This window comes from Cupriavidus sp. 8B, from assembly GCF_054589115.1.
In genome coordinates, this window is sequence record NZ_BAAILO010000097.1 from 1 (window position 1) to 18,973 (window position 18,973).

General features: G+C 63.6%; 19 protein-coding genes and 1 tRNA gene. All 20 read right to left on the reverse strand.

All coding sequences use genetic code 11. The features are described from left to right. Window positions 1-2: 2 nt before the first annotated feature. The 20 genes from ACYP5B_RS09380 to ACYP5B_RS09475 all read right to left on the reverse strand — a co-directional run bounded on the left by ACYP5B_RS09380 (window position 3) and on the right by ACYP5B_RS09475 (window position 18,784). Entirely contained in the window at window positions 3-626 is a 624-nt protein-coding gene (locus ACYP5B_RS09380; protein ID WP_459569414.1) for an NUDIX domain-containing protein, read from the reverse strand. Between the two features lie 51 nt (window positions 627-677). After that, window positions 678-986, reverse strand: a complete 309-nt coding sequence (locus ACYP5B_RS09385) for a DUF2818 family protein (protein WP_267606007.1) — start codon at window positions 984-986, stop codon at window positions 678-680. Between the two features lie 22 nt (window positions 987-1,008). Further along, on the reverse strand, window positions 1,009-2,484 hold the full coding sequence (gene nuoN / locus ACYP5B_RS09390; protein ID WP_400099383.1) for an NADH-quinone oxidoreductase subunit NuoN: 1,476 nt from the start codon (window positions 2,482-2,484) through the stop codon (window positions 1,009-1,011). Between the two features lie 18 nt (window positions 2,485-2,502). Then, window positions 2,503-3,969: an NADH-quinone oxidoreductase subunit M gene (locus tag ACYP5B_RS09395; protein WP_400099385.1), complete on the reverse strand. Its 1,467-nt coding sequence runs from the start codon at window positions 3,967-3,969 to the stop codon at window positions 2,503-2,505. Between the two features lie 13 nt (window positions 3,970-3,982). After that, window positions 3,983-6,082: an NADH-quinone oxidoreductase subunit L gene (gene nuoL / locus ACYP5B_RS09400; RefSeq protein ID WP_459569415.1), complete on the reverse strand. Its 2,100-nt coding sequence runs from the start codon at window positions 6,080-6,082 to the stop codon at window positions 3,983-3,985. 59 nt (window positions 6,083-6,141) lie between these two features. Then, on the reverse strand, window positions 6,142-6,447 hold the full coding sequence (gene nuoK, locus ACYP5B_RS09405; protein ID WP_267606003.1) for an NADH-quinone oxidoreductase subunit NuoK: 306 nt from the start codon (window positions 6,445-6,447) through the stop codon (window positions 6,142-6,144). A gap of 17 nt (window positions 6,448-6,464) precedes the next feature. After that, a complete protein-coding gene (locus tag ACYP5B_RS09410) occupies window positions 6,465-7,115 on the reverse strand; it encodes an NADH-quinone oxidoreductase subunit J (RefSeq protein WP_267606002.1) in 651 nt (216 codons plus the stop codon). Between the two features lie 155 nt (window positions 7,116-7,270). After that, window positions 7,271-7,762: an NADH-quinone oxidoreductase subunit NuoI gene (gene nuoI / locus ACYP5B_RS09415; RefSeq protein WP_267606001.1), complete on the reverse strand. Its 492-nt coding sequence runs from the start codon at window positions 7,760-7,762 to the stop codon at window positions 7,271-7,273. A 65-nt stretch (window positions 7,763-7,827) separates the two neighbouring features. After that, window positions 7,828-8,892: an NADH-quinone oxidoreductase subunit NuoH gene (gene nuoH, locus ACYP5B_RS09420; protein ID WP_267606000.1), complete on the reverse strand. Its 1,065-nt coding sequence runs from the start codon at window positions 8,890-8,892 to the stop codon at window positions 7,828-7,830. Window positions 8,893-8,910: 18 nt separating this feature from the next. Further along, window positions 8,911-11,289 (reverse strand): NADH-quinone oxidoreductase subunit NuoG, encoded by a 2,379-nt coding sequence (gene nuoG, locus ACYP5B_RS09425; RefSeq protein ID WP_459569416.1) that lies wholly within the window; start codon window positions 11,287-11,289, stop codon window positions 8,911-8,913. A gap of 12 nt (window positions 11,290-11,301) precedes the next feature. After that, window positions 11,302-12,597 (reverse strand): NADH-quinone oxidoreductase subunit NuoF, encoded by a 1,296-nt coding sequence (gene nuoF, locus ACYP5B_RS09430; protein ID WP_318236429.1) that lies wholly within the window; start codon window positions 12,595-12,597, stop codon window positions 11,302-11,304. A 1-nt stretch (window position 12,598) separates the two neighbouring features. Next, window positions 12,599-13,105, reverse strand: a complete 507-nt coding sequence (gene nuoE, locus ACYP5B_RS09435; protein ID WP_006156834.1) for an NADH-quinone oxidoreductase subunit NuoE — start codon at window positions 13,103-13,105, stop codon at window positions 12,599-12,601. 213 nt (window positions 13,106-13,318) lie between these two features. Next, entirely contained in the window at window positions 13,319-14,572 is a 1,254-nt protein-coding gene (locus ACYP5B_RS09440; RefSeq protein WP_006156835.1) for an NADH-quinone oxidoreductase subunit D, read from the reverse strand. Between the two features lie 9 nt (window positions 14,573-14,581). Continuing rightward, entirely contained in the window at window positions 14,582-15,181 is a 600-nt protein-coding gene (locus tag ACYP5B_RS09445; RefSeq protein ID WP_318236430.1) for an NADH-quinone oxidoreductase subunit C, read from the reverse strand. A 1-nt stretch (window position 15,182) separates the two neighbouring features. After that, window positions 15,183-15,665 carry a NuoB/complex I 20 kDa subunit family protein gene (locus ACYP5B_RS09450; protein ID WP_006156837.1) on the reverse strand — a complete coding sequence of 161 codons (483 nt, stop codon included), beginning with the start codon at window positions 15,663-15,665 and terminating at the stop codon, window positions 15,183-15,185. Window positions 15,666-15,671: 6 nt separating this feature from the next. Then, entirely contained in the window at window positions 15,672-16,031 is a 360-nt protein-coding gene (locus ACYP5B_RS09455; protein ID WP_006156838.1) for an NADH-quinone oxidoreductase subunit A, read from the reverse strand. Between the two features lie 164 nt (window positions 16,032-16,195). After that, window positions 16,196-16,280: transfer RNA gene (locus ACYP5B_RS09460), tRNA-Leu, on the reverse strand. 208 nt (window positions 16,281-16,488) lie between these two features. Further along, window positions 16,489-16,857: a preprotein translocase subunit SecG gene (gene secG / locus ACYP5B_RS09465; RefSeq protein WP_267605996.1), complete on the reverse strand. Its 369-nt coding sequence runs from the start codon at window positions 16,855-16,857 to the stop codon at window positions 16,489-16,491. A 46-nt stretch (window positions 16,858-16,903) separates the two neighbouring features. Further along, window positions 16,904-17,641, reverse strand: a complete 738-nt coding sequence (gene tpiA, locus ACYP5B_RS09470) for a triose-phosphate isomerase (protein WP_318236431.1) — start codon at window positions 17,639-17,641, stop codon at window positions 16,904-16,906. Between the two features lie 138 nt (window positions 17,642-17,779). Further along, entirely contained in the window at window positions 17,780-18,784 is a 1,005-nt protein-coding gene (locus ACYP5B_RS09475) for an NAD(P)H-quinone oxidoreductase (protein WP_459569417.1), read from the reverse strand. Between the last annotated feature and the right edge of the window lie 189 nt (window positions 18,785-18,973).

Genomic DNA, 18,973 nt, shown 5'->3' on the forward strand with positions numbered 1-18,973 from the left:
CTTTACACCGGCAACACCTGCTCCCCCACCCCCCATACCCCCGACACCACCTTCTCCAGCCAAAACGCCCCAATGATCGTCTTGACGTCGGTAATCCGCCCCGAGCGCACCCAGTCGATCACCTGCCCCGCGGGCACGATAAACGTTTCGAGGAATTCGCCTTCATCGAGCTGCGCCGGCCCGGCGGTCAGATCCCGCGCCAGGAAGATATCGATAAACTCGGTGGAATACGAAATGACGGGATGGATGCGCGTCAGGTAATCCCAGCGCCGCGCGCTGTAGCCGGTTTCCTCGCGGAGCTCGCGCTCGCCGCAGCGCTGCGCGCCTTCCTGGGGATCCAGCTTGCCAGCAGGAAACTCAAGCATCACCTCGCCAACCGGATAGCGGTACTGCCGCTCCAGCAGCACGGTGCCGTCGTCGAACAGCGGGATCATCATCACCGCGCCGGGATGCAGCACGTATTCGCGCCCGGCATGCTTGCCGTCGGGCAGCTTGACGATATCTTGCTTGAGCGTGAGGAATTTGCCTGTGTGCAGCGTGGCGGACGCCACGCACACTTCTTTCAGGCCTTGATCGTCGCCAGCGGCGATCTCGCCGGCGTCCAGCGTGTCAATCTTGTCGCTCATGAAAGCTCCGGGTCCGGACGCGGCCGGCCCGGGCGCCTTCGCTACCCGGCCTCAGGCCGCGCGATGTTTGACGAGGTACTGCCAGGTGAAGCCCGGGAAGGCAAACACCAGCATCATGCAGGCGGTGATGGCGTAGAACTGCCAGCCCTGCGCGAAGGCGTTGCCCAGCCCCGCCTCCACGGCGAAGCCGGCCAGGCCTGCCGCCACATACCAGGTGATCAACTCGGCCAGCCTCATCCACAGCGGCTTCCTGGCGAAGCGCAGCGGAATCAGCGCAAACAGGCGCTGGTTGATAAACGGCAGGTTGGCACAGACCAATGCCAGCAAGATGACAAACCAGCCCGCCGCGGATGCACTCATATCGCTACGCCGCCGTCGTGCATCAGGACGCCAGCGAGGCGCGGATGGCCTGGTAGCACAGGTTCATCAGCGCTGCCGGGAACAGGCCCAGGGCAATGATGACCGCGCCGTTCAGGGTCAGCATCGAGCGCAGGCCCATCGACGATTCCAGCTTGACGTCGTCGGTCGGCGCGTCGAAGTACATCAGCTTGACCACGCGCAGGTAGTAGAACGCGCCGATCAGCGAGAACAGCACCGCGACCACGGCCAGCCAGGTCATGCCGCTGCGGACCACCGCCTCGAGTACGGCCAGCTTGGCGTAGAAACCCATGGTCGGCGGGATGCCGGCCAGCGAGAACATCATCACCAGCATCAGCAGCGCGTACCACGGATTCTTGCGCGACAAGCCCTTGAGGTCGTCCAGGGTCTCGGCCTCGAAATCCTTGCCGGCGCGCAGCAGGATGATGCCGAAGGTGCCCAGCGTGGTGATCACGTAGGTCACGGCGTAGAACATCGACGAACCGTAGGCGCTGGCGGCGCCGTCGGCCTTGCCGTCGGCCACGCCGGAAAGCATGCCCAGCAGCAGGAAGCCCATGTGCGAGATGGTGGAATACGCCAGCATCCGCTTCAGGTTGGTCTGCACGATGGCGGTCAGGTTGCCGATCGCCAGCGAGGCCACAGCCAGCACGACCAGCATCACTTGCCAGTCCACCGCCAGCGGCAGCAGGCCTTCCACAAGCAGGCGCAGCGCCATGGCGAAGGCGGCAAGCTTCGGTGCGCCGGCGATCAGCAGCGTCACCGCGGTCGGCGAGCCCTGGTAGATATCGGGAATCCACATGTGGAACGGCGCGGCGCCCATCTTGAACGCAATGCCCGCCACCAGGAAGACCACGCCAAAGGCCAGCATGGTGGTGTTGACGCGGCCCGACTCCACGACGCGGAACACTTGGCCGAGGTTGAGCGAACCGGTAGCACCGTACAGCATGGACATGCCGTACAGCAGGAAGCCCGAGGCCAGCGCGCCCAGCACGAAGTACTTGATGGCCGATTCGGACGTCACACGGTTATCGCGGCGCAGCGCCACCAGCGCGTAGGACGCCAGCGACAGCAGTTCCAGGCCCAGGTACAGGGTCAGGAAGTTGTTGCCGGTGATCATCACGATCTGGCCGCCGAGCGTAAACAGCGCGAGCATGTAGAACTCGCCGCTGTACATGTCGCGGTCAGCCAGGTAGCTGCGCGTATAGACCAGCGTGACGAACAGCGCGCCGGAGGCGAAGGCCGACAGCACATTGGCCATCGGATCCACCACCACCAGGTTGGTGAAGGCGTAGTGCGTCTCGCCGGCGGCGGCGTTCAGGCCGAACCACACGGTCAGCACGAGCGTGGTGAGCAGCGACAACGGATAGGCCACGCTGGACCGGGTCTTGCCGCGGGCAAGGTCGATCCAGTTGACCGCGGCGATCGCGATCGCCAGGAAAATGATTGGCGCCACAGGTGCCAATGTCGAGGACGGTTGCATGTTTGTTTCTCTCCCCGATTACAGCTTCGACTGCGCCACGTGCGACAGCAGGTTCACAACGGAGGCGTGCATCACATCGGTGAAGGGTTTCGGATACAGGCCCATATAGAGCGTCGCGATCGCCAGCAGGCCGAGCATGAAGAACTCGCGCTTGTTCAGGTCGACCAGTTCGGCCACGTGCTTGTGCACCACGTCGCCAAAAATCACGCGCTTGACCATCCACAGCGAATAGGCGGCGCCCAGGATCAGCGCGGTGGCTGCCAGCAGGCCGATCCAGAAGTTGAACTTGACCGCGCCCAGGATCACCATGAACTCGCCGACGAAACCCGAGGTGGCCGGCAAGCCGCAGTTGGCCATGCCAAAGAACACCGACAGCGCCGCGAACTTCGGCATGGTATTCACCACACCGCCGTAGTCGGCGATCTGGCGCGAGTGCACGCGGTCATACAGCACGCCGATGCAAAGGAACATGGCGCCCGAGATAAAGCCGTGGGAGATCATCTGGATGATGCCGCCCTCGATGCCGATCTCGTTGAAGATGAAGAAGCCCAGCGTGACGAAGCCCATGTGGGCGATCGACGAATACGCCACCAGCTTCTTCATGTCGGCCTGCACCATTGCGACCAGGCCGATGTAGATCACGGCGATCAGCGAGATGGTGATGATGAAGGTGGCCATGCTATGGCTGGCATCCGGCGCGATCGGCAGCGAGAACCGCAGGAAACCGTAGGCGCCCAGCTTCAGCATGATGGCGGCCAGCACCACCGAACCACCAGTCGGCGCCTCCACGTGCGCGTCCGGCAGCCAGGTGTGGACCGGCCACATCGGCACCTTGACCGCGAAGGCCAGGAAGAACGCGATGAACAGGGCGATCTGCTCGTTCATCGACAGCTTGGCCTGGTGCCATTCGAGGATGTCGAAGGTGCCGGTCTTGCTGTATAGGTACAGCAGCGCAACCAGCGTCAGCAGCGAGCCGAGCAGCGTGTAGAGGAAGAACTTGAAGGCTGCGTACACACGGTTCGGGCCGCCCCAGACGCCGATGATGATGTACATCGGGATCAGCGTGGCCTCGAAGAACACGTAGAACAGCATGCCGTTGAGCGCGCAGAACACGCCGACCATCAGGCCCGACAGGATCAGGAACGAGGCCATGTACTCGGCCACGCGCTCGGTGATCACTTCCCAGGCGGAGATCACCACGATCACCGTGATGAAGGCGGTCAGCACCACGAACCACATCGAGATGCCGTCGACACCCAGGTGGTAGCTGATGTTGAAGCGCTCGATCCAGTTCGACTTCTCGACGAACTGCATGGCAGCCGTGGAACGGTCGAAGTGCAATACCAGCGGCAGCGTCACGACGAAGCTGGCGATCGAGCCGAACAGCGACATCCAGCGGACGTAGCCGGGACTACGGTCGGAACCCGAGGCAAGGACCAGCAAGCCAAAAAAGATTGGCAGCCAGATAGCGAAAGACAGAACCATTTTCTAGTTTTCCTTACTTGGCGCTCACCGTGGCGAACGAGGTGCCGAACACCGTCATCGTCAGCAGTATCAACATGCCCAGGATCATGGCGAATGCGTAGTGATAGATGTAGCCGGATTGCAGGTAACGGCTTACCGACGCGAACCAGGCCACCACGCGCGCGGCACCGTTGACCACCAGCCCGTCGATCAGGCCCTGGTCGCCGCCCTTCCACAGGCCGGTGCCGAGCAGACGGGCACCGCGGGCAAACACGACCTGGTTGATCGCGTCCATGTAGTACTTGTTGTCGAGCAGCGCGTACAGGCCCGAGAAACGTTGCTTGATGGCAGCCGGGATGTCCGGGCGCTTCATGTAGAAGAACCAGGACAGCACCACACCGGCGATCGCCAGCCACAGCACCGGCGTGGTCAGCGAATGCAGGCCCATCGCCACCCAGCCGTGGAAGGCTTGTCCAAGCTCTTCCATCGCATGGTGGTTCTCGCCGACGTAGATCACGTCCTTGAAGGCCACGCCGTGCTTGAAGAAGTCGCCGAACAGCATCGGACCGATCGCGATGGCGCCGATCACCACCGAAGGGATCGCCAGCAGCACCAGCGGCAGCGTGACAACCCACGGCGACTCGTGCGGCTTCTCGCCCGGGGACAGGCCGTGATGATGGTCGGCCGTGACTTCCTCGTCTTCGTGGTTGCCCGCGTGATGCGCGTGGTGGTCTTCCTTGCCGAAACGCTCTTCGCCGTGGAACACCAGGAAGTACATGCGGAAGGAGTAGAACGCCGTGACGAACACGCCGGCCAGCACCGCGAAGTAAGCAAAGCCGGAGCCCGGGATATGCGACTCGGCCACGGCCTCGATGATCGAGTCCTTGGAGTAGAAGCCCGCGAAGAACGGCGTGCCGATCAGCGCCAGCGAGCCCACCAGCGAGGTGATCCAGGTGATCGGCATGTACTTGCGCAGGCCACCCATGTTGCGGATGTCCTGGTCGTGGTGCATGCCGATGATGACCGAGCCGGCCGCCAGGAACAGCAGTGCCTTGAAGAACGCGTGGGTCATCAGGTGGAACACGGCCACCGAGTAAGCCGAGGCGCCCAGGGCAACCGTCATGTAGCCGAGCTGCGACAGCGTGGAGTAAGCCACCACGCGCTTGATGTCGTTCTGGATGATGCCCAGGAAGCCCATGAACAGCGCGGTAATGGCGCCGATGACCAGCACGAACGACAGCGCGGTGTCCGACAGCTCGAACAGCGGCGACATGCGCGCGACCATGAAGATGCCGGCCGTCACCATGGTGGCGGCGTGGATCAGGGCGGAGATCGGGGTCGGGCCTTCCATCGAGTCAGGCAGCCAGACGTGCAGCGGGAACTGGGCCGACTTGCCCATGGCGCCGATGAACAGGCAGATGCAGGCGACCGTGATCATCAGCCAGTCGGTGCCCGGGAAGATCACCGTGGCGAGCTGGTCGCGCGCGGCGAAAACGTCGGTGTAGTTCATGCTGCCGCTGTAGGCCAGCAGCAGGCCGATGCCGAGAATGAAGCCGAAGTCACCCACGCGGTTGACCAGGAAGGCCTTCAGGTTGGCGAAGATGGCGGTCGGGCGGGTGTACCAGAAGCCGATCAGCAGGTAGGACACCAGGCCCACAGCTTCCCAGCCGAAGAACAGCTGCAGGAAGTTGTTGCTCATCACCAGCATCAACATCGAGAAGGTGAACAGCGAGATGTAGGCGAAGAAGCGGTTGTAGCCGGGGTCTTCGCTCATGTAGCCGACGGTGTAGATGTGCACCATCAGCGAGACGAAGCTCACCACCACCATCATCATCGCGGTCAGCGAGTCGACCAGGAAGCCCACTTCCATCTTCAGGTCGCCGATCTTCATCCACTCGTACACGGTGGCGTTGAAGCTCGCGCCGTTCATGACGTCCATCAGCACGATGATCGACAGCAGGCAGGAAATCGCCACACCGAGAATCGTCACGGTGTGGGCCAGCGTGCGGCCGGCGCGCGTCTCCGAGGAGATCATGCCGAAGAACTTGGTGCCGAACAGGCCGGCGATGGCTGCACCGGCGAGCGGTGCGAGCGGAATCGCCAGTAGCAGGTTGGGGTCGAGCGTGGTTGCCATAGGACGCTTAGTGGTGTGCGGTCGGAGAACGGTCTTGGTTCATAACGTAGCGACGGGGATCAGCCCTTGAGGGTATCCATGTCGTCCACGTTGATCGTGTCCAGGTTGCGGAACAGCACGACCAGGATTGCAAGGCCGATTGCCGATTCGGCCGCAGCCACCGTGAGGATGAAGAAAACGAAAACCTGTCCTGCCAGGTCGCCCAGATAGTGCGAAAAGGCGATGAAGTTCATATTGACCGCAAGCAGCATCAGCTCGATCGCCATCAGCAGCACGATCACGTTCTTGCGGTTCAGGAAAATACCAACGATGCTGATGGCGAACAGGATCGCACCGAGCACGAGGAAATGGGCAAGAGAGAGCACAGCGTTTCTCCGGGCTTTTAGTTCTTGTTAGCGGCAGCCGCGGCATCCGGGCTGGCTTGGGTGCCGGCACGGGCTTCGCTGGGCATCGAGACCAAGCGCACGCGGTCCTGGCGACGGGTACGCAACTGCACGCCAACGTCTTGCGCCTTGCTATCCTTGCGGTGGCGCAGCGTCAGCGCCACGGCGGCGATGATGGCCACCAGCAGAATGATGCCGGCCACTTCGAAGGCGTAGTTGTAGTCGGTGTAGATCAGCTTGCCGAGCTCGGCGGTGTTGGAGTATTCCGGGCCGTGTACCACGTTGTTCAGCGGCGTGGTCGTGCCGATGAAGTTACGCACCAGCACGGTGGCCATTTCCGCAATGATCATCGCGCCGACCACCGAGGCCAGCGGCACATAGGTCCAGAAGTCCCGTCGCAGGTGTTCGATGTCGACATCGATCATCATCACCACGAACAGGAACAGCACCATCACCGCGCCCACATACACGAGCACCAGCAGGATGGCGAGGAATTCGGCCTTCAGCAGCATCCAGATCGCGGCTGCCGTAAAAAACGCCAGCACGAGGAACAGTGCGGAGTGCACCGGGTTCTTCGCGGTGATGACTTTCAGTGCGGAGAGCACCAGCACCAGCGCAAAGACATAGAAGATGGTGGTCGTGAGTTCCATGGTCCTGTCGGATCCTCTCTGAGCCTTCCGGCACAAGCCACCCCCGGTGGCCTGCCCCTTGCGGCATCCTTTTCGTTAGCCCCGCACGGGGCCCGATTCACTATTCATTGGCAACGTCCGCCAGACTCAGCGCACGCGCCCTGTAATGCGCCTTATCAGCGGTACTTGGCGTCCGCGGCCTTGGCCGCGGCGATCTGCGGTTCGTAGCGGTCGCCCACGGCCAGCAGCATGTCCTTGGTGAAGTACAGGTCGCCGCGCTTCTCGCCGTGGTATTCGAGGATATGCGTCTCGACGATGGCGTCGACCGGGCAGGCTTCTTCGCAGAAGCCGCAGAAAATGCACTTGGTCAGGTCGATGTCATAGCGCGTGGTGCGGCGGGTACCGTCGGCGCGGGCATCGGACTCGATGGTGATGGCCACGGCCGGGCAAACCGCTTCGCACAGCTTGCAGGCGATGCAGCGCTCTTCCCCGTTGGGGTAGCGGCGCAGCGCGTGCAGGCCGCGAAAACGCGGCGACATCGGCGTTTTCTCTTCGGGGAACTGGACTGTGATCTTGCGCGCGAAGAGATAGCGCCCGGTCAGAGCCATGCCCTTGAAGAGTTCCTTCAGGAGCAGGCTGTTGAAGAAGTCCTTGATGGCGAGCAGCATGACGATTGCTTCCTAATGATTCCACAGGGCGCCGCCGAATGCGGTTGCGCCCTTGCTTTGGCCGTTCAGTGCCAGATATTCCAGGGCGACCGGATCCAGATCGCCACGATGATCAGCCAGCCCACCGTCAGCGGGATGAAGATCTTCCAGCCCAGGCGCATGATCTGGTCATAGCGGTAGCGCGGGAACGAAGCACGGATCCAGATAAACACCGACAGCAGCAGGAATACCTTGATCAGCAGCCAGAAGAAGCCCGGGACCGCATTGGTGATGAAGCTTTCGAACGGCGGCGCCCAGCCTCCCAGGAACATCAACGCGGTCATCGTCGAGATGACGATCATGTTGATGTACTCAGCCAGGAAGAACAGCGCGAAGCCCATGCCCGAGTACTCGATCATGTGGCCAGCCACGATTTCCGACTCGCCTTCCACCACGTCGAACGGGTGGCGGTTGGTTTCGGCCACGCCGGAGATGAAGTACACGCCGAACATGGGCAGCAGCGGCAGCCAGTTCCACGACAGTACGTTGATCCCCATATTGGCGAAGTAGCCGGTGTTCTGCGAGTTGACGATCGCCGACAGGTTCAGGCTGCCCGACACCATCAGCACCGTCACCAGGGCGAAGCCCATGGCGATTTCATACGACACCATCTGCGCCGCGGCGCGCATGGCGCCGATGAAGGCGTACTTGGAGTTGGAGGCCCAGCCGGCCAGGATCACGCCGTAGACGCCGACCGAGCTGATCGCCATCACGTACAGCAGGCCGGCGTTGACGTTGGCCATCACCACTTCGGCCTGGAACGGAATCACCGCCCAGATCGCCACCGCGGGCATCAGCACCATCAGCGGAGCAACCAGGTACATGCCCCGGCTGACCTGCGTGGGCATCATCACTTCCTTGAGCAGCAGCTTGAGCACGTCGGCGATCGGCTGCAGCAGGCCCAGCGGGCCGACCCGGTTCGGGCCGATACGCACGTGCATCCAGCCAATCAGCTTGCGCTCCCACAGGATCAGGTAGGCCACGCACAACAGCAGCGGCACCACAATGACCACGGCGCGAATCAGGATCCACAGCGGCGTCCAGGCGCCGCCGAAGAGATTCTGTCCTTGCGAGGTAATCCAGTCGATCATGTTTCTTTCTCGCTCTTCTTATGCCGTGGCCGCCGGCTCGGCCGCGCCTTTCGCGGTGGCGGCCAGGTCGATGGCTTTCTCTACGGTGACGGTGCCGAACGGTGCGCCCAGCGTGGTCGCGGCAACGGTGCCGGCGGACACGCGCACGGTGCCGGCAGGCAACGCGGCTTCGAGGGCGGCCGGCAGCACCACGCTGCCCTGCCCTTGCGTCACGCGCACCGGGTCGCCAGCCTGCACGCCCAGCGAGGCGAACAGGTCGGCCGACAGGCCGGCTTGCATGGCGCGGCGCGCGGCTGCGGACAGCTGCAGCGAATCGGCACGGCGCACGATCGGGTCGGCGTGGTAGATCGGCACATCGGCGATGCGTTCGATCCCACCTGCCGCCCGGGCGGTCACGCGGATGGCCGCGTCGGTGCCGTTGTTCAGTTGCGGTGCGACCGGCTTGGCCAGCACTTCGTCGCGCACGCTCTCGGCGGTCTCGAAGTCGAAGCCAGGCACGTCCAGCAGGTTGCCCAGCACGCGCAGCACCTTCCAGCCCGGACGCGAATCGCCCAGCGCACGGACGACGCCGTTGAAGCTTTGCGGCAGGCCTTCGCAGTTCACGAACGTGCCGGCGGTTTCAGTGAACGGGGTCACCGGCAGGATCACGTCAGCGTATTGCAGCGCGGCGTCCGAGCGGAACGCGGACAGCACCACCACGGTGCCGGCCTGGGCCAGCGCGGCCAGCGCCTGGCTCGGGTTGGCGGCATCGAACTCGGGTTCCGTGTTCAGCAGCACGTAGGCGCGGCGCGGCGTGTCGAACATGGCCTGCGCGTTGGCGCCGCCGTTTTGCGGCAGCGCGCCGGCGATGTAGCCACCGACGGTGTTCGCGGCTTCGGTCAGGAAGCCCAGCGTGGCGCCGGTTTCCGTGGCGATCCACTGTGCCAGCGCGTGCAGCGTGGCGAATTGCGGGTGACGCACGGCCTCGTTGCCGAGGAACACGGCGCGGCGCTCGCCCGACAGCAGCGCGTCGGCCACCAGCTTGGACTTGTCGTCGCCATCGAAGCCATCGGTGCCCGCCGGCGCGGCCACGCCCTTGGCGGCGGCAACGGCACGGGCCACGCCGGCCAGGGCGGCGGTCCAGCCGGACGGCGCCACGTCAATGCGTGCGGCCAGCGGCATCAGCAGGTCGTCGGCGGTAGCGCCGAGCACGGCCACGCGGGCACCCTTCTTGCCCGCCTGGCGCAAACGCGCGGCCAGCAGCGGATGATCCTTGCGCAGCGACGAACCGACCACCAGCACGCGTTGCAGCGTGGAGACGTCGGCGATCGGCAGGCCCAGCCACGGCGCGCCCTTGACGGCGGCCGAGAAATCGGTCTGGCGCTGGCGGAAGTCGACGTTGTCGCTGCCCAGGCCACGCACCAGCTTGCCCAGCAGGTGGAGCTCTTCCAGCGTGCTGTGCGGGCTGGCCAGCGCGGCGATCTGGTCTGCGCCATGGTCGCGCTTGATGCTCGCGAGGCCATTGGCCACGTATTCCAGCGCGGTCTGCCAGTCGGTTTCCATCCACTCGCCGCCCTGCTTGACGAGCGGCTTGGTGAGGCGGTCCGGGCTGTTCAGGCCCTCGTACGAGAAGCGGTCCTTGTCGGACAGCCAGCATTCGTTGACGGCTTCGTTATCCAGCGGCAGCACGCGCATCACGCGCTGGTTCTTGGTCTGCACCACCAGGTTCGCGCCCAGGCCATCGTGCGGCGACACCGACTTGCGGCGTGCCAGCTCCCAGGTACGGGCCGAGTAGCGGAATGGCTTGCTGGTCAGCGCGCCGACCGGGCACAGGTCGATCATGTTGCCGGACAGTTCCGAATCCACGGTCTGGCCAACGAAGGTCGTGATCTCGGAGTGCTCGCCGCGGCCCAGCATGCCCAGCTCCATCACGCCGGCCACTTCCTGGCCAAAGCGCACGCAGCGGGTGCAGTGGATGCAGCGGCTCATCTCTTCCATGGAGATCAGCGGGCCCACGTTCTTGTGGAAGACGACGCGCTTTTCTTCCTTGTAGCGCGATTCCGATGCGCCGTAGCCCACGGCCAGATCCTGCAGCTGGCACTCGCCGCCCTGATCGCAGATCGGGCAATCCAGCGGGTGGTTGATCAGCAGGAATTCCATCACCGACTTCTGGGCCTTGACTGCCTTCTCCGAGTTGGTGAAGACCTTCATGCCAGGGGTGACGGGCGTGGCGCAGGCGGGCAGCGCCTTGGGCGCCTTCTCAACCTCAACCAGGCACATGCGGCAGTTCGCCGCGATGGACAATTTACGGTGGTAGCAGAAGTGCGGGATGTAGGTGCCCAGCTGGCGGGCGGCTTCCATCACCAGGCTGCCTTCAGCAACCTCAACCTTCTTGCCGTCGATCTCGAGTTCAACCATGTTCTGCCACGCTTAAGAGTAGGCCGGAACCATGCACTGCTTGTGTTCGACGTGATATTCGAACTCTTTCCAGTAGTGCTTGAGCATGCCGCGGACCGGCATCGCTGCCGCATCACCGAGCGCGCAGATGGTGCGGCCCATGATGTTTTCAGCGACGTTATTGAGCAGGTCCAGATCTTCCTGGCGCCCTTCTCCGTGTTCGATACGATTCACCATGCGATAGAGCCAGCCGGTGCCTTCGCGGCACGGCGTGCACTGGCCGCACGATTCTTCAAAGTAGAAATACGACAGACGCAGCAGCGAGCGAACCATGCAGCGCGTCTCGTCCATCACGATCACCGCGCCCGAGCCCAGCATCGAGCCGGCCTTGGCGATCGAGTCATAGTCCATGTCGGACGCCATCATCATGTCGCCCGGCACCACCGGGGCGGACGAGCCGCCCGGGATCACGGCCTTGATGCGCTTGCCTGCGCGCATGCCGCCAGCGAGCTCCAGCAGGGTCGCGAACGGCGTGCCCAGCGGGATCTCGTAGTTGCCGGGGCGCTCGACGTCGCCGGAGATCGAGAAGATCTTGGAGCCGCCGTTGTTCGGCTTGCCCATCTTCAGGTAGTTTTCCGGCCCGATCGACAACAGGAACGGCACCGCGGCAAACGTTTCCGTGTTGTTGATGGTGGTCGGCTTGCCGTACAGGCCAAAGCTGGCCGGGAACGGCGGCTTGAAGCGCGGCTGGCCTTTCTTGCCTTCCAGCGATTCGAGCAGCGCGGTTTCCTCGCCACAGATGTAGGCGCCGTAGCCGTGGTGGGCGTGCAGCTGGAAGTCGAAGCCCGAGCCCAGGATGTTCTCACCCAGGAAACCGGCGGCACGTGCCTCTTCGAGGGCTTCCTCGAAGATCTTGTATTCGTTCCAGATCTCGCCGTGGATGTAGTTGTAGCCCACGGTGATGCCCATCGCGTACGCACCGATGGCCATGCCTTCGATCAGCGCATGCGGGTTGTAGCGGATGATGTCGCGGTCCTTGAAGGTACCGGGCTCGCCCTCGTCGGTGTTGCAGACCAGGTACTTCTGGCCGGGGAACTGACGCGGCATGAAGCTCCACTTCAGGCCGGTGGGGAAGCCCGCGCCACCACGGCCGCGCAGCCCGGAGGCCTTGACGTCCGCGATCACCTGCTCGGGCGTGATCTTCTCAAGCAGGATGCGCTTGAGCTGCTGGTAGCCACCGCGCTTGACGTAGTCGTCGAGGTGCCAGTTGCTGCCATCGAGGCCAGCCAGGATCAGCGGCTTGATATGGCGGTCGTGCAGAGAGGTCATGTTACTTATCCCCCTTGGCTGCAGTGCTGCCGGCGGCCTTGAGCTCGTCGACGAGCGCGTCCAGCTTGGCGTCGCTCATATGGCTGCACATGCGGGTATTGTTGACGATCATCACCGGTGCGTCGCCGCAGGCACCCATGCACTCGCCTTCCTTGAGGGTGAAGGTGCCGCACGGGGTAGTCTCGTTGTAGCCGATCCCCAGCTTTTGCTTGAGGTAGTCGCCGGCCCGTTCGCCGCCGGAGAGTGCGCACGGCAGGTTGGTGCAGACGGTGAGCTTGTACTTGCCGACCGGCTTGGTGTCGTACATGTTGTAGAAGGTTGCAACCTCCTCGACCCATACCGGCGGCATGTCGAGGTAGCTGGCAACAAACTGCATGACTTCCGGGGAGACCCAGCCCACTTCGCCCTGCGCCACGGCCAACGCCGCCATCACGGCCGACTGCTTCTGGTCAGCCGGATACTTGGCGATCGCGCGATCGATTTCCTTGAGAGCTTCTGCTGATAGCATGGTCGTTGCTGTAATACGCCGTGTCATTTGCGGATCTGCGCCGCCACATGGCGCGCATCCCGCAGGTTTGCAGCCGTCGCTGCCGTTGCAGCCCGCATGATCAAAGGCATGCAGGGCTCACCGCGGGTTTCCCGTGACCGGACACGATCGTTTGTGGGTCCGTGCCAGGGGCGCCCGGATCGTCGTCCGGGGCCGGCGGCTCTTGTTGGCTCGTCAGCGGTCGATTTCGCCGAAGACGATGTCTTGCGTACCGATGATCGTTACCGCATCCGCAATCATGTGGCCCTTGGCCATTTCATCCAGTGCGGCCAGATGGGCAAAGCCCGGGGCACGGATCTTCAGGCGATACGGCTTGTTCGCACCGTCGGAGATGGCATAGATGCCGAACTCGCCCTTCGGGTGCTCCACTGCCGCGTAGGTCTCGCCTTCGGGCACGTGAATGCCTTCGGTGAAGAGCTTGAAGTGGTGGATCAGCTCTTCCATGTTCGACTTCATGTCCACGCGCGACGGCGGCGCCACCTTGTGGTTGTCGCTCATCACCGGGCCCGGATTGCGGCGCAGCCAGTCGATGCACTGCTTGATGATGTTGTTGGACTGGCGCATTTCCTCCACGCGCACCAGGTAGCGCGAGTAGCAATCGCCGCCCACGCCCACCGGCACCTGGAAGTCCATGCGGTCATACACTTCGTAGGGCTGCTTCTTGCGCAGGTCCCACTCGATGCCGGAGCCGCGCAGCATCGGGCCGGTAAAGCCCATCTGCAGCGCGCGCTCGGGGCTCACCACGCCGATGCCGACCAGGCGTTGCTTCCAGATCCGGTTGTCCGTCAGCAGCGTCTCGTATTCGTCGACGTACTTCGGGAAGCGGTTGGTGAAGTCCTCGATGAAGTCCAGCAGCGAGCCCGAACGCGCTTCGTTCATGGCCTTGATGGCGCGCTCGTTGTGGATCTTCGACGCCTTGTATTGCGGCATCGTGTCCGGCAGGTCGCGATACACGCCGCCCGGACGATAGTAGGCCGCGTGCATGCGTGCGCCCGACACCGCCTCGTACATGTCGAACATGTCTTCGCGTTCGCGGAAGGCGTACAGGAACACCGCCATCGCGCCCACGTCGAGCGCGTGCGAGCCGATCCACATCAGGTGGTTCAGCAAGCGCGTGATTTCGTCGAACATCACGCGGATGTATTGCGCGCGGATCGGCACTTCGAGACCCAGCATCTTCTCGATGGCCATCACGTAGGCATGCTCGTTGACCATCATCGACACGTAGTCGAGGCGGTCCATGTACGGCACGCTCTGGATCCAGGTCTTCTGCTCTGCCAGCTTTTCGGTGGCACGGTGCAGCAGGCCGATGTGCGGGTCGGCGCGCTGGATGACTTCGCCGTCCAGCTCCAGCACAAGGCGCAGCACGCCGTGTGCCGCGGGGTGCTGCGGGCCGAAGTTAAGGGTGTAATTCTTGATGTCTGCCATTGCGCGTTCTCAGTGCTGCAAGCCGCCGTAATTCTCTTCGCGGATCACGCGGGGCGTGACCTCGCGCGGCTCGATCGTGACGGGCTGATAGATCACCCGCTTTTGCTCGGGGTCGTAGCGCATCTCGACATAGCCCGAGACCGGGAAATCCTTGCGGAACGGGTGGCCGACAAAACCGTAGTCGGTCAGCAGGCGGCGCAGGTCGTTGTGGCCTTCGAACACGATGCCGTAGAAGTCGAACGCTTCGCGCTCGAACCAGTTGGCCGAGTTCCAGACGTCGTTCAGCGAGGGCACCACGGGCACGTCGTCGTCCGGCGCGAACACGCGTACGCGCAGGCGCCAGTTATGCTTGATCGAGATCAGATGCGTCACGACCGCGAAACGGGGACCGTCCCAGGCACCGTCGCCATAGGTGGAATAGTCGACGCCGCACACATCGAGCAGTTGCTCAAAATGCAGTGCAGGGTCGTCGCGCAGCATCAGCGCGCTTTCCAGGTAGTCATCGGCCTTGACGATAAGGGTAATCTCGCCTAGCGCCTCTACCAGTTTCTGGATACGCTTGCCCAGTACCTTTTCGAGCGCGGCCTTCAGAGTATCGAGGTTCGACATGTCAGCCCTTGCGCGCGATGGTGTTGGTGCGACGGATCTTGTTCTGCAGCTGGATGATGCCGTAGATCAGCGCTTCCGCCGTCGGGGGGCAGCCAGGCACATAGATATCCACCGGCACGATCCGATCGCAACCACGCACCACTGAATACGAGTAGTGATAGTAGCCACCGCCATTCGCGCAGGAACCCATCGAGATCACCCAACGTGGCTCTGCCATCTGGTCATAGACCTTGCGCAGCGCGGGGGCCATCTTGTTGCACAGCGTGCCGGCCACGATCATCACGTCCGACTGGCGCGGCGACGGGCGGAAAATCACGCCGAAGCGGTCCATGTCGTAGCGCGCGGCGCCAGCATGCATCATTTCCACAGCGCAGCACGCCAGGCCAAAGGTCATCGGCCAGAGCGACCCGGTGCGGGTCCAGTTGATCAGCTTGTCAGCGGTAGTCGTGACGAAGCCTTCATTGAGAACGCCTTCGATTGCCATATCACATCACTCCCAATCGAGCGCGCCCTTTTTCCAGATGTAGACGAAGCCCACGATGAATTCCAGCAGAAACACGCCCATGGCGAAGAAACCCGGCCAGCCGATATCCCGCAGGGCTACACCCCAGGGAAACAGGAAGGCGGTCTCGAGATCGAACAGGATAAAAAGAATAGCGATGAGGTAGTAGCGCACGTCGAACTTCATGCGCGCGTCCTCGAACGCTTCGAAGCCGCACTCGTAGGGAGAGAGCTTCGCGGGATCAGGTTTGTTTGGACCGAGAATTCGGCCGATCGACATCAGTGCAATGCCGAGCACGACACCGAAGATGATGAAGATGAGGACGGGGAAGTAGGCTTCGAGATTCAAGGTACGGCCAGCCTTATCTGGAATGTTGTCAACAGCACCAGCGGTAAGCGGCGTCCTGTTGCCCACCCCAAGCGCCATTCCGTAGAAATTACGACGCCGCCTTGCGGACTGGCCGGGACACCTGCCCGGGATGATTTCCGGATGGGTGCCCCGATCAAGTTGTTTGGTGCCGACGGCGAGACTCGAACTCGCACAGCTTTCGCCACTACCCCCTCAAGATAGCGTGTCTACCAATTTCACCACGTCGGCTGGGGGAGAAACAATATTGCCTCGCGCCGGGCTTTTCAGGGCCCAGGGTTGTTACACCCTTCGGAACTCTGGCTGGGATACTACCTTATCCTGGCTGGAGCCCCGTCGCTGGGGGATCGTTTCAAGCCTTGTATTCTAACCTAGGATTCTTGTTTTGTTCAATGCACAACAGCAAAAATCTTCAAGAATAAGTCACAAGGCTCGTTGATTATTTCGGTACAGCAGGCGCAGAAGGATTCGATGCCGCGGCAGCCGCTGCAGCAGCAGGCGCCGAAGCTCCCGCCACTGCCGGTGCCACCGCAGGCGCGGAGCCCATCACGCCCAGCGAAGCTGCCGGCCGATAGTTGCCCATCAGCGTCAGGCTCAGCGTGCAGATGAAGAACAGCGTCGCCAGCACGGCGGTGGTACGCGACAGGAAGTTGGCCGAGCCGGTGGCGCCGAACAGGCTGCCCGAGGCCCCCGAGCCGAACGCCGCACCGACATCGGCGCCCTTGCCATGCTGCAGCAGCACCAGGCCAATCACGCCAAGCGCGGACAGTACCTGCGCCACTACCAACAAAGTTTTGAAAATTGCCATTTGGTTCGATTCGCTTGCCTGATCAGACCCTATGAGCGGCCGGCATTCAGGCGTTGCCGATCGCGAGGAAATCGTCCGACTTCAGCGAGGCGCCTCCAATGAGGCCCCCGTCGATGTCGGGCATGGAAAACAGTTCTGCCGCGTTGTCCGGCTTGACGCTGCCGCCGTACAACATGGCCATGCGAGCCGCCACGCCTGCGTCGCGTGCCGCCACCTGGGCGCGCAGGAAGGCGTGCACGGCCTGGGCCTGCTCGCTGCTTGCGGTCTTGCCCGTGCCGATCGCCCACACCGGCTCATAGGCCAGCACGATGCGGCCGAGCTGCTCGAGCGACAGGGCTTCGAGCACGACGCCGAGCTGACGGCCAACCACGGCCTCGGTCTCGCCTGCTTCGCGCTGCGCCAGGGTCTCGCCCACGCACACCACCGGCACAATGCCGAACTCCAGCGCGCGCAGCGCCTTGGCCGCTACCGTGGCATCCGTCTCGCCATGGTAGCTGCGGCGCTCCGAATGGCCCACCAGGGCATACGCAACACCGAATTCAGCCAGCATGGAGGCCGCCACTTCGCCCGTGAAGGCGCCGCGCGCCTCGGCGGACACGTCCTGCGCGCCCCAGGCCACCGCGGACCCGGCCAGCAACGCCTGGCACTGTGCAAGATACGGGAACGGCGCACACACCGCCAGGCGTGCGCTTGCGCTCGCTGCCTTGATCGCTTCCAGCAAGGTCACATTGGCAGCCAGGCTGCCGTGCATCTTCCAGTTGCCGATAACGAGCTTTTGTCTCACAGGGCGCCCCTCTCAATCAAACCGGCTATTGTAGCGCGGGCCAGGGCCCTACGCCACAGAAGGGCCCCGAAATCGGCCCGGGGCGCGCGGCCCCGGCCGCACCCGGCCGCACCCGGCCATCAGCCCGCTACCAGGCCATCACCAGGTCAGGACGATCTTGCCGATGTGCTCACTGGATTCCATCAGGCGATGCGCATCCGCGGCCTGGGCGGCCGGGAAGGTCTGGTGGATCACCGGCTTGATCTTGCCCGCGGCCAGCAGCGGCCACACGTGCTGGTGCAGCGCCTGTGCGATCTCGCCCTTGAACGAGGCCGGGCGGGGACGCAGCGTGGAGCCGGTCACGGTGATCCGGCGGCGCAGGATGTCGCCCAGCGGGATCTCGGCCTTGGCGCCACCCAGCAGCGCGATGATCACGATGCGGCCATCGTCGGCTACGCACGACAGCTCGCGCGCCAGGTACGAGCCGGCCACCATGTCGAGGATGACGTCGGCGCCACGGCCGCCGGTCAGGGCCTTGACCTCGGCGACAAAGTCCTCGGTCTTGTAGTTGATGGCGCGATCGGCGCCCAGTGCCTCGCAGGCACGGCACTTGTCGGCGCTGCCGGCGGTCACGAACACCTTGTGGCCGAGGGCCTTGGCAATCTGGATGGCGGTCGTGCCGATGCCGCTCGAGCCACCCTGGATCAGCAGGGTCTCGTCCTTACCCAGCGGGCCGCGGCCCAGGTAGCCGCGATCGAACACGTTGCTCCACACGGTGAAGAACGTCTCCGGCAATGCGGCTGCCTCGATATCCGACAGGCCCGCAGGCACCGGCAGGCATTGCGCCGCGGGCGCCACGCACAGCTCGGCATAGCCGCCGCCCTGCACCAGCGCGCACACGCGATCGCCCAGCTTCAGGCCGAAGCGGTTGTCGGCGTGCAACAGGTCGCCGCCGGCCACCACGCCGGCCACTTCCAGGCCCGGCAGGTCGGAGGCGCCCGGCGGCACCGGATAGTTGCCGGTGCGCTGGAACACGTCCGGGCGGTTGATGCCGGCCGCCGCCACGCGGATCAGGATCTCGCCCGCCTTGGGCACGGGGTCGGGGCGTTGCGCCAGTTGCAGGACTTCGGGGGCGCCGTACTCGCGGATTTCGATGGCTTGCATTGCTGCTCCTTGCGTTGGGGACTTCACGCATGCGGCGGGCTCGCGCACGCATGGCGGGGGGATCGATCTGCGCATCCGCCGAACAGCGGGCCGAACAGCCGGGCTGCATGGGGCGGGACTGGCGGCAGTGTAAACAAAAAAACGGCTGGACATCGCCAGCCGCTTTTTCTGCTTCTGCTACGGGTGCGG

Coding starts and splice junctions, on each gene's coding strand:
- ACYP5B_RS09475 (WP_459569417.1), bottom strand. CDS start 18,784: ATGCAAGCCATCGAAATCCGCGAGTACGGCGCCCCCGAAGTCCTGCAA.
- nuoL (WP_459569415.1), bottom strand. CDS start 6,082: ATGGCAACCACGCTCGACCCCAACCTGCTACTGGCGATTCCGCTCGCA.
- ACYP5B_RS09380 (WP_459569414.1), bottom strand. CDS start 626: ATGAGCGACAAGATTGACACGCTGGACGCCGGCGAGATCGCCGCTGGC.
- nuoN (WP_400099383.1), bottom strand. CDS start 2,484: ATGCAACCGTCCTCGACATTGGCACCTGTGGCGCCAATCATTTTCCTG.
- ACYP5B_RS09410 (WP_267606002.1), bottom strand. CDS start 7,115: ATGGAACTCACGACCACCATCTTCTATGTCTTTGCGCTGGTGCTGGTG.
- ACYP5B_RS09385 (WP_267606007.1), bottom strand. CDS start 986: ATGAGTGCATCCGCGGCGGGCTGGTTTGTCATCTTGCTGGCATTGGTC.
- nuoI (WP_267606001.1), bottom strand. CDS start 7,762: ATGCTGCTCGCCATCAAGGACTTCTTCAACAGCCTGCTCCTGAAGGAA.
- nuoH (WP_267606000.1), bottom strand. CDS start 8,892: ATGATCGACTGGATTACCTCGCAAGGACAGAATCTCTTCGGCGGCGCC.
- nuoF (WP_318236429.1), bottom strand. CDS start 12,597: ATGACCTCTCTGCACGACCGCCATATCAAGCCGCTGATCCTGGCTGGC.
- ACYP5B_RS09395 (WP_400099385.1), bottom strand. CDS start 3,969: ATGGTTCTGTCTTTCGCTATCTGGCTGCCAATCTTTTTTGGCTTGCTG.
- nuoG (WP_459569416.1), bottom strand. CDS start 11,289: ATGGTTGAACTCGAGATCGACGGCAAGAAGGTTGAGGTTGCTGAAGGC.
- ACYP5B_RS09440 (WP_006156835.1), bottom strand. CDS start 14,572: ATGGCAGACATCAAGAATTACACCCTTAACTTCGGCCCGCAGCACCCC.
- ACYP5B_RS09445 (WP_318236430.1), bottom strand. CDS start 15,181: ATGTCGAACCTCGATACTCTGAAGGCCGCGCTCGAAAAGGTACTGGGC.
- nuoE (WP_006156834.1), bottom strand. CDS start 13,105: ATGCTATCAGCAGAAGCTCTCAAGGAAATCGATCGCGCGATCGCCAAG.
- secG (WP_267605996.1), bottom strand. CDS start 16,857: ATGGCAATTTTCAAAACTTTGTTGGTAGTGGCGCAGGTACTGTCCGCG.
- ACYP5B_RS09450 (WP_006156837.1), bottom strand. CDS start 15,665: ATGGCAATCGAAGGCGTTCTCAATGAAGGCTTCGTCACGACTACCGCT.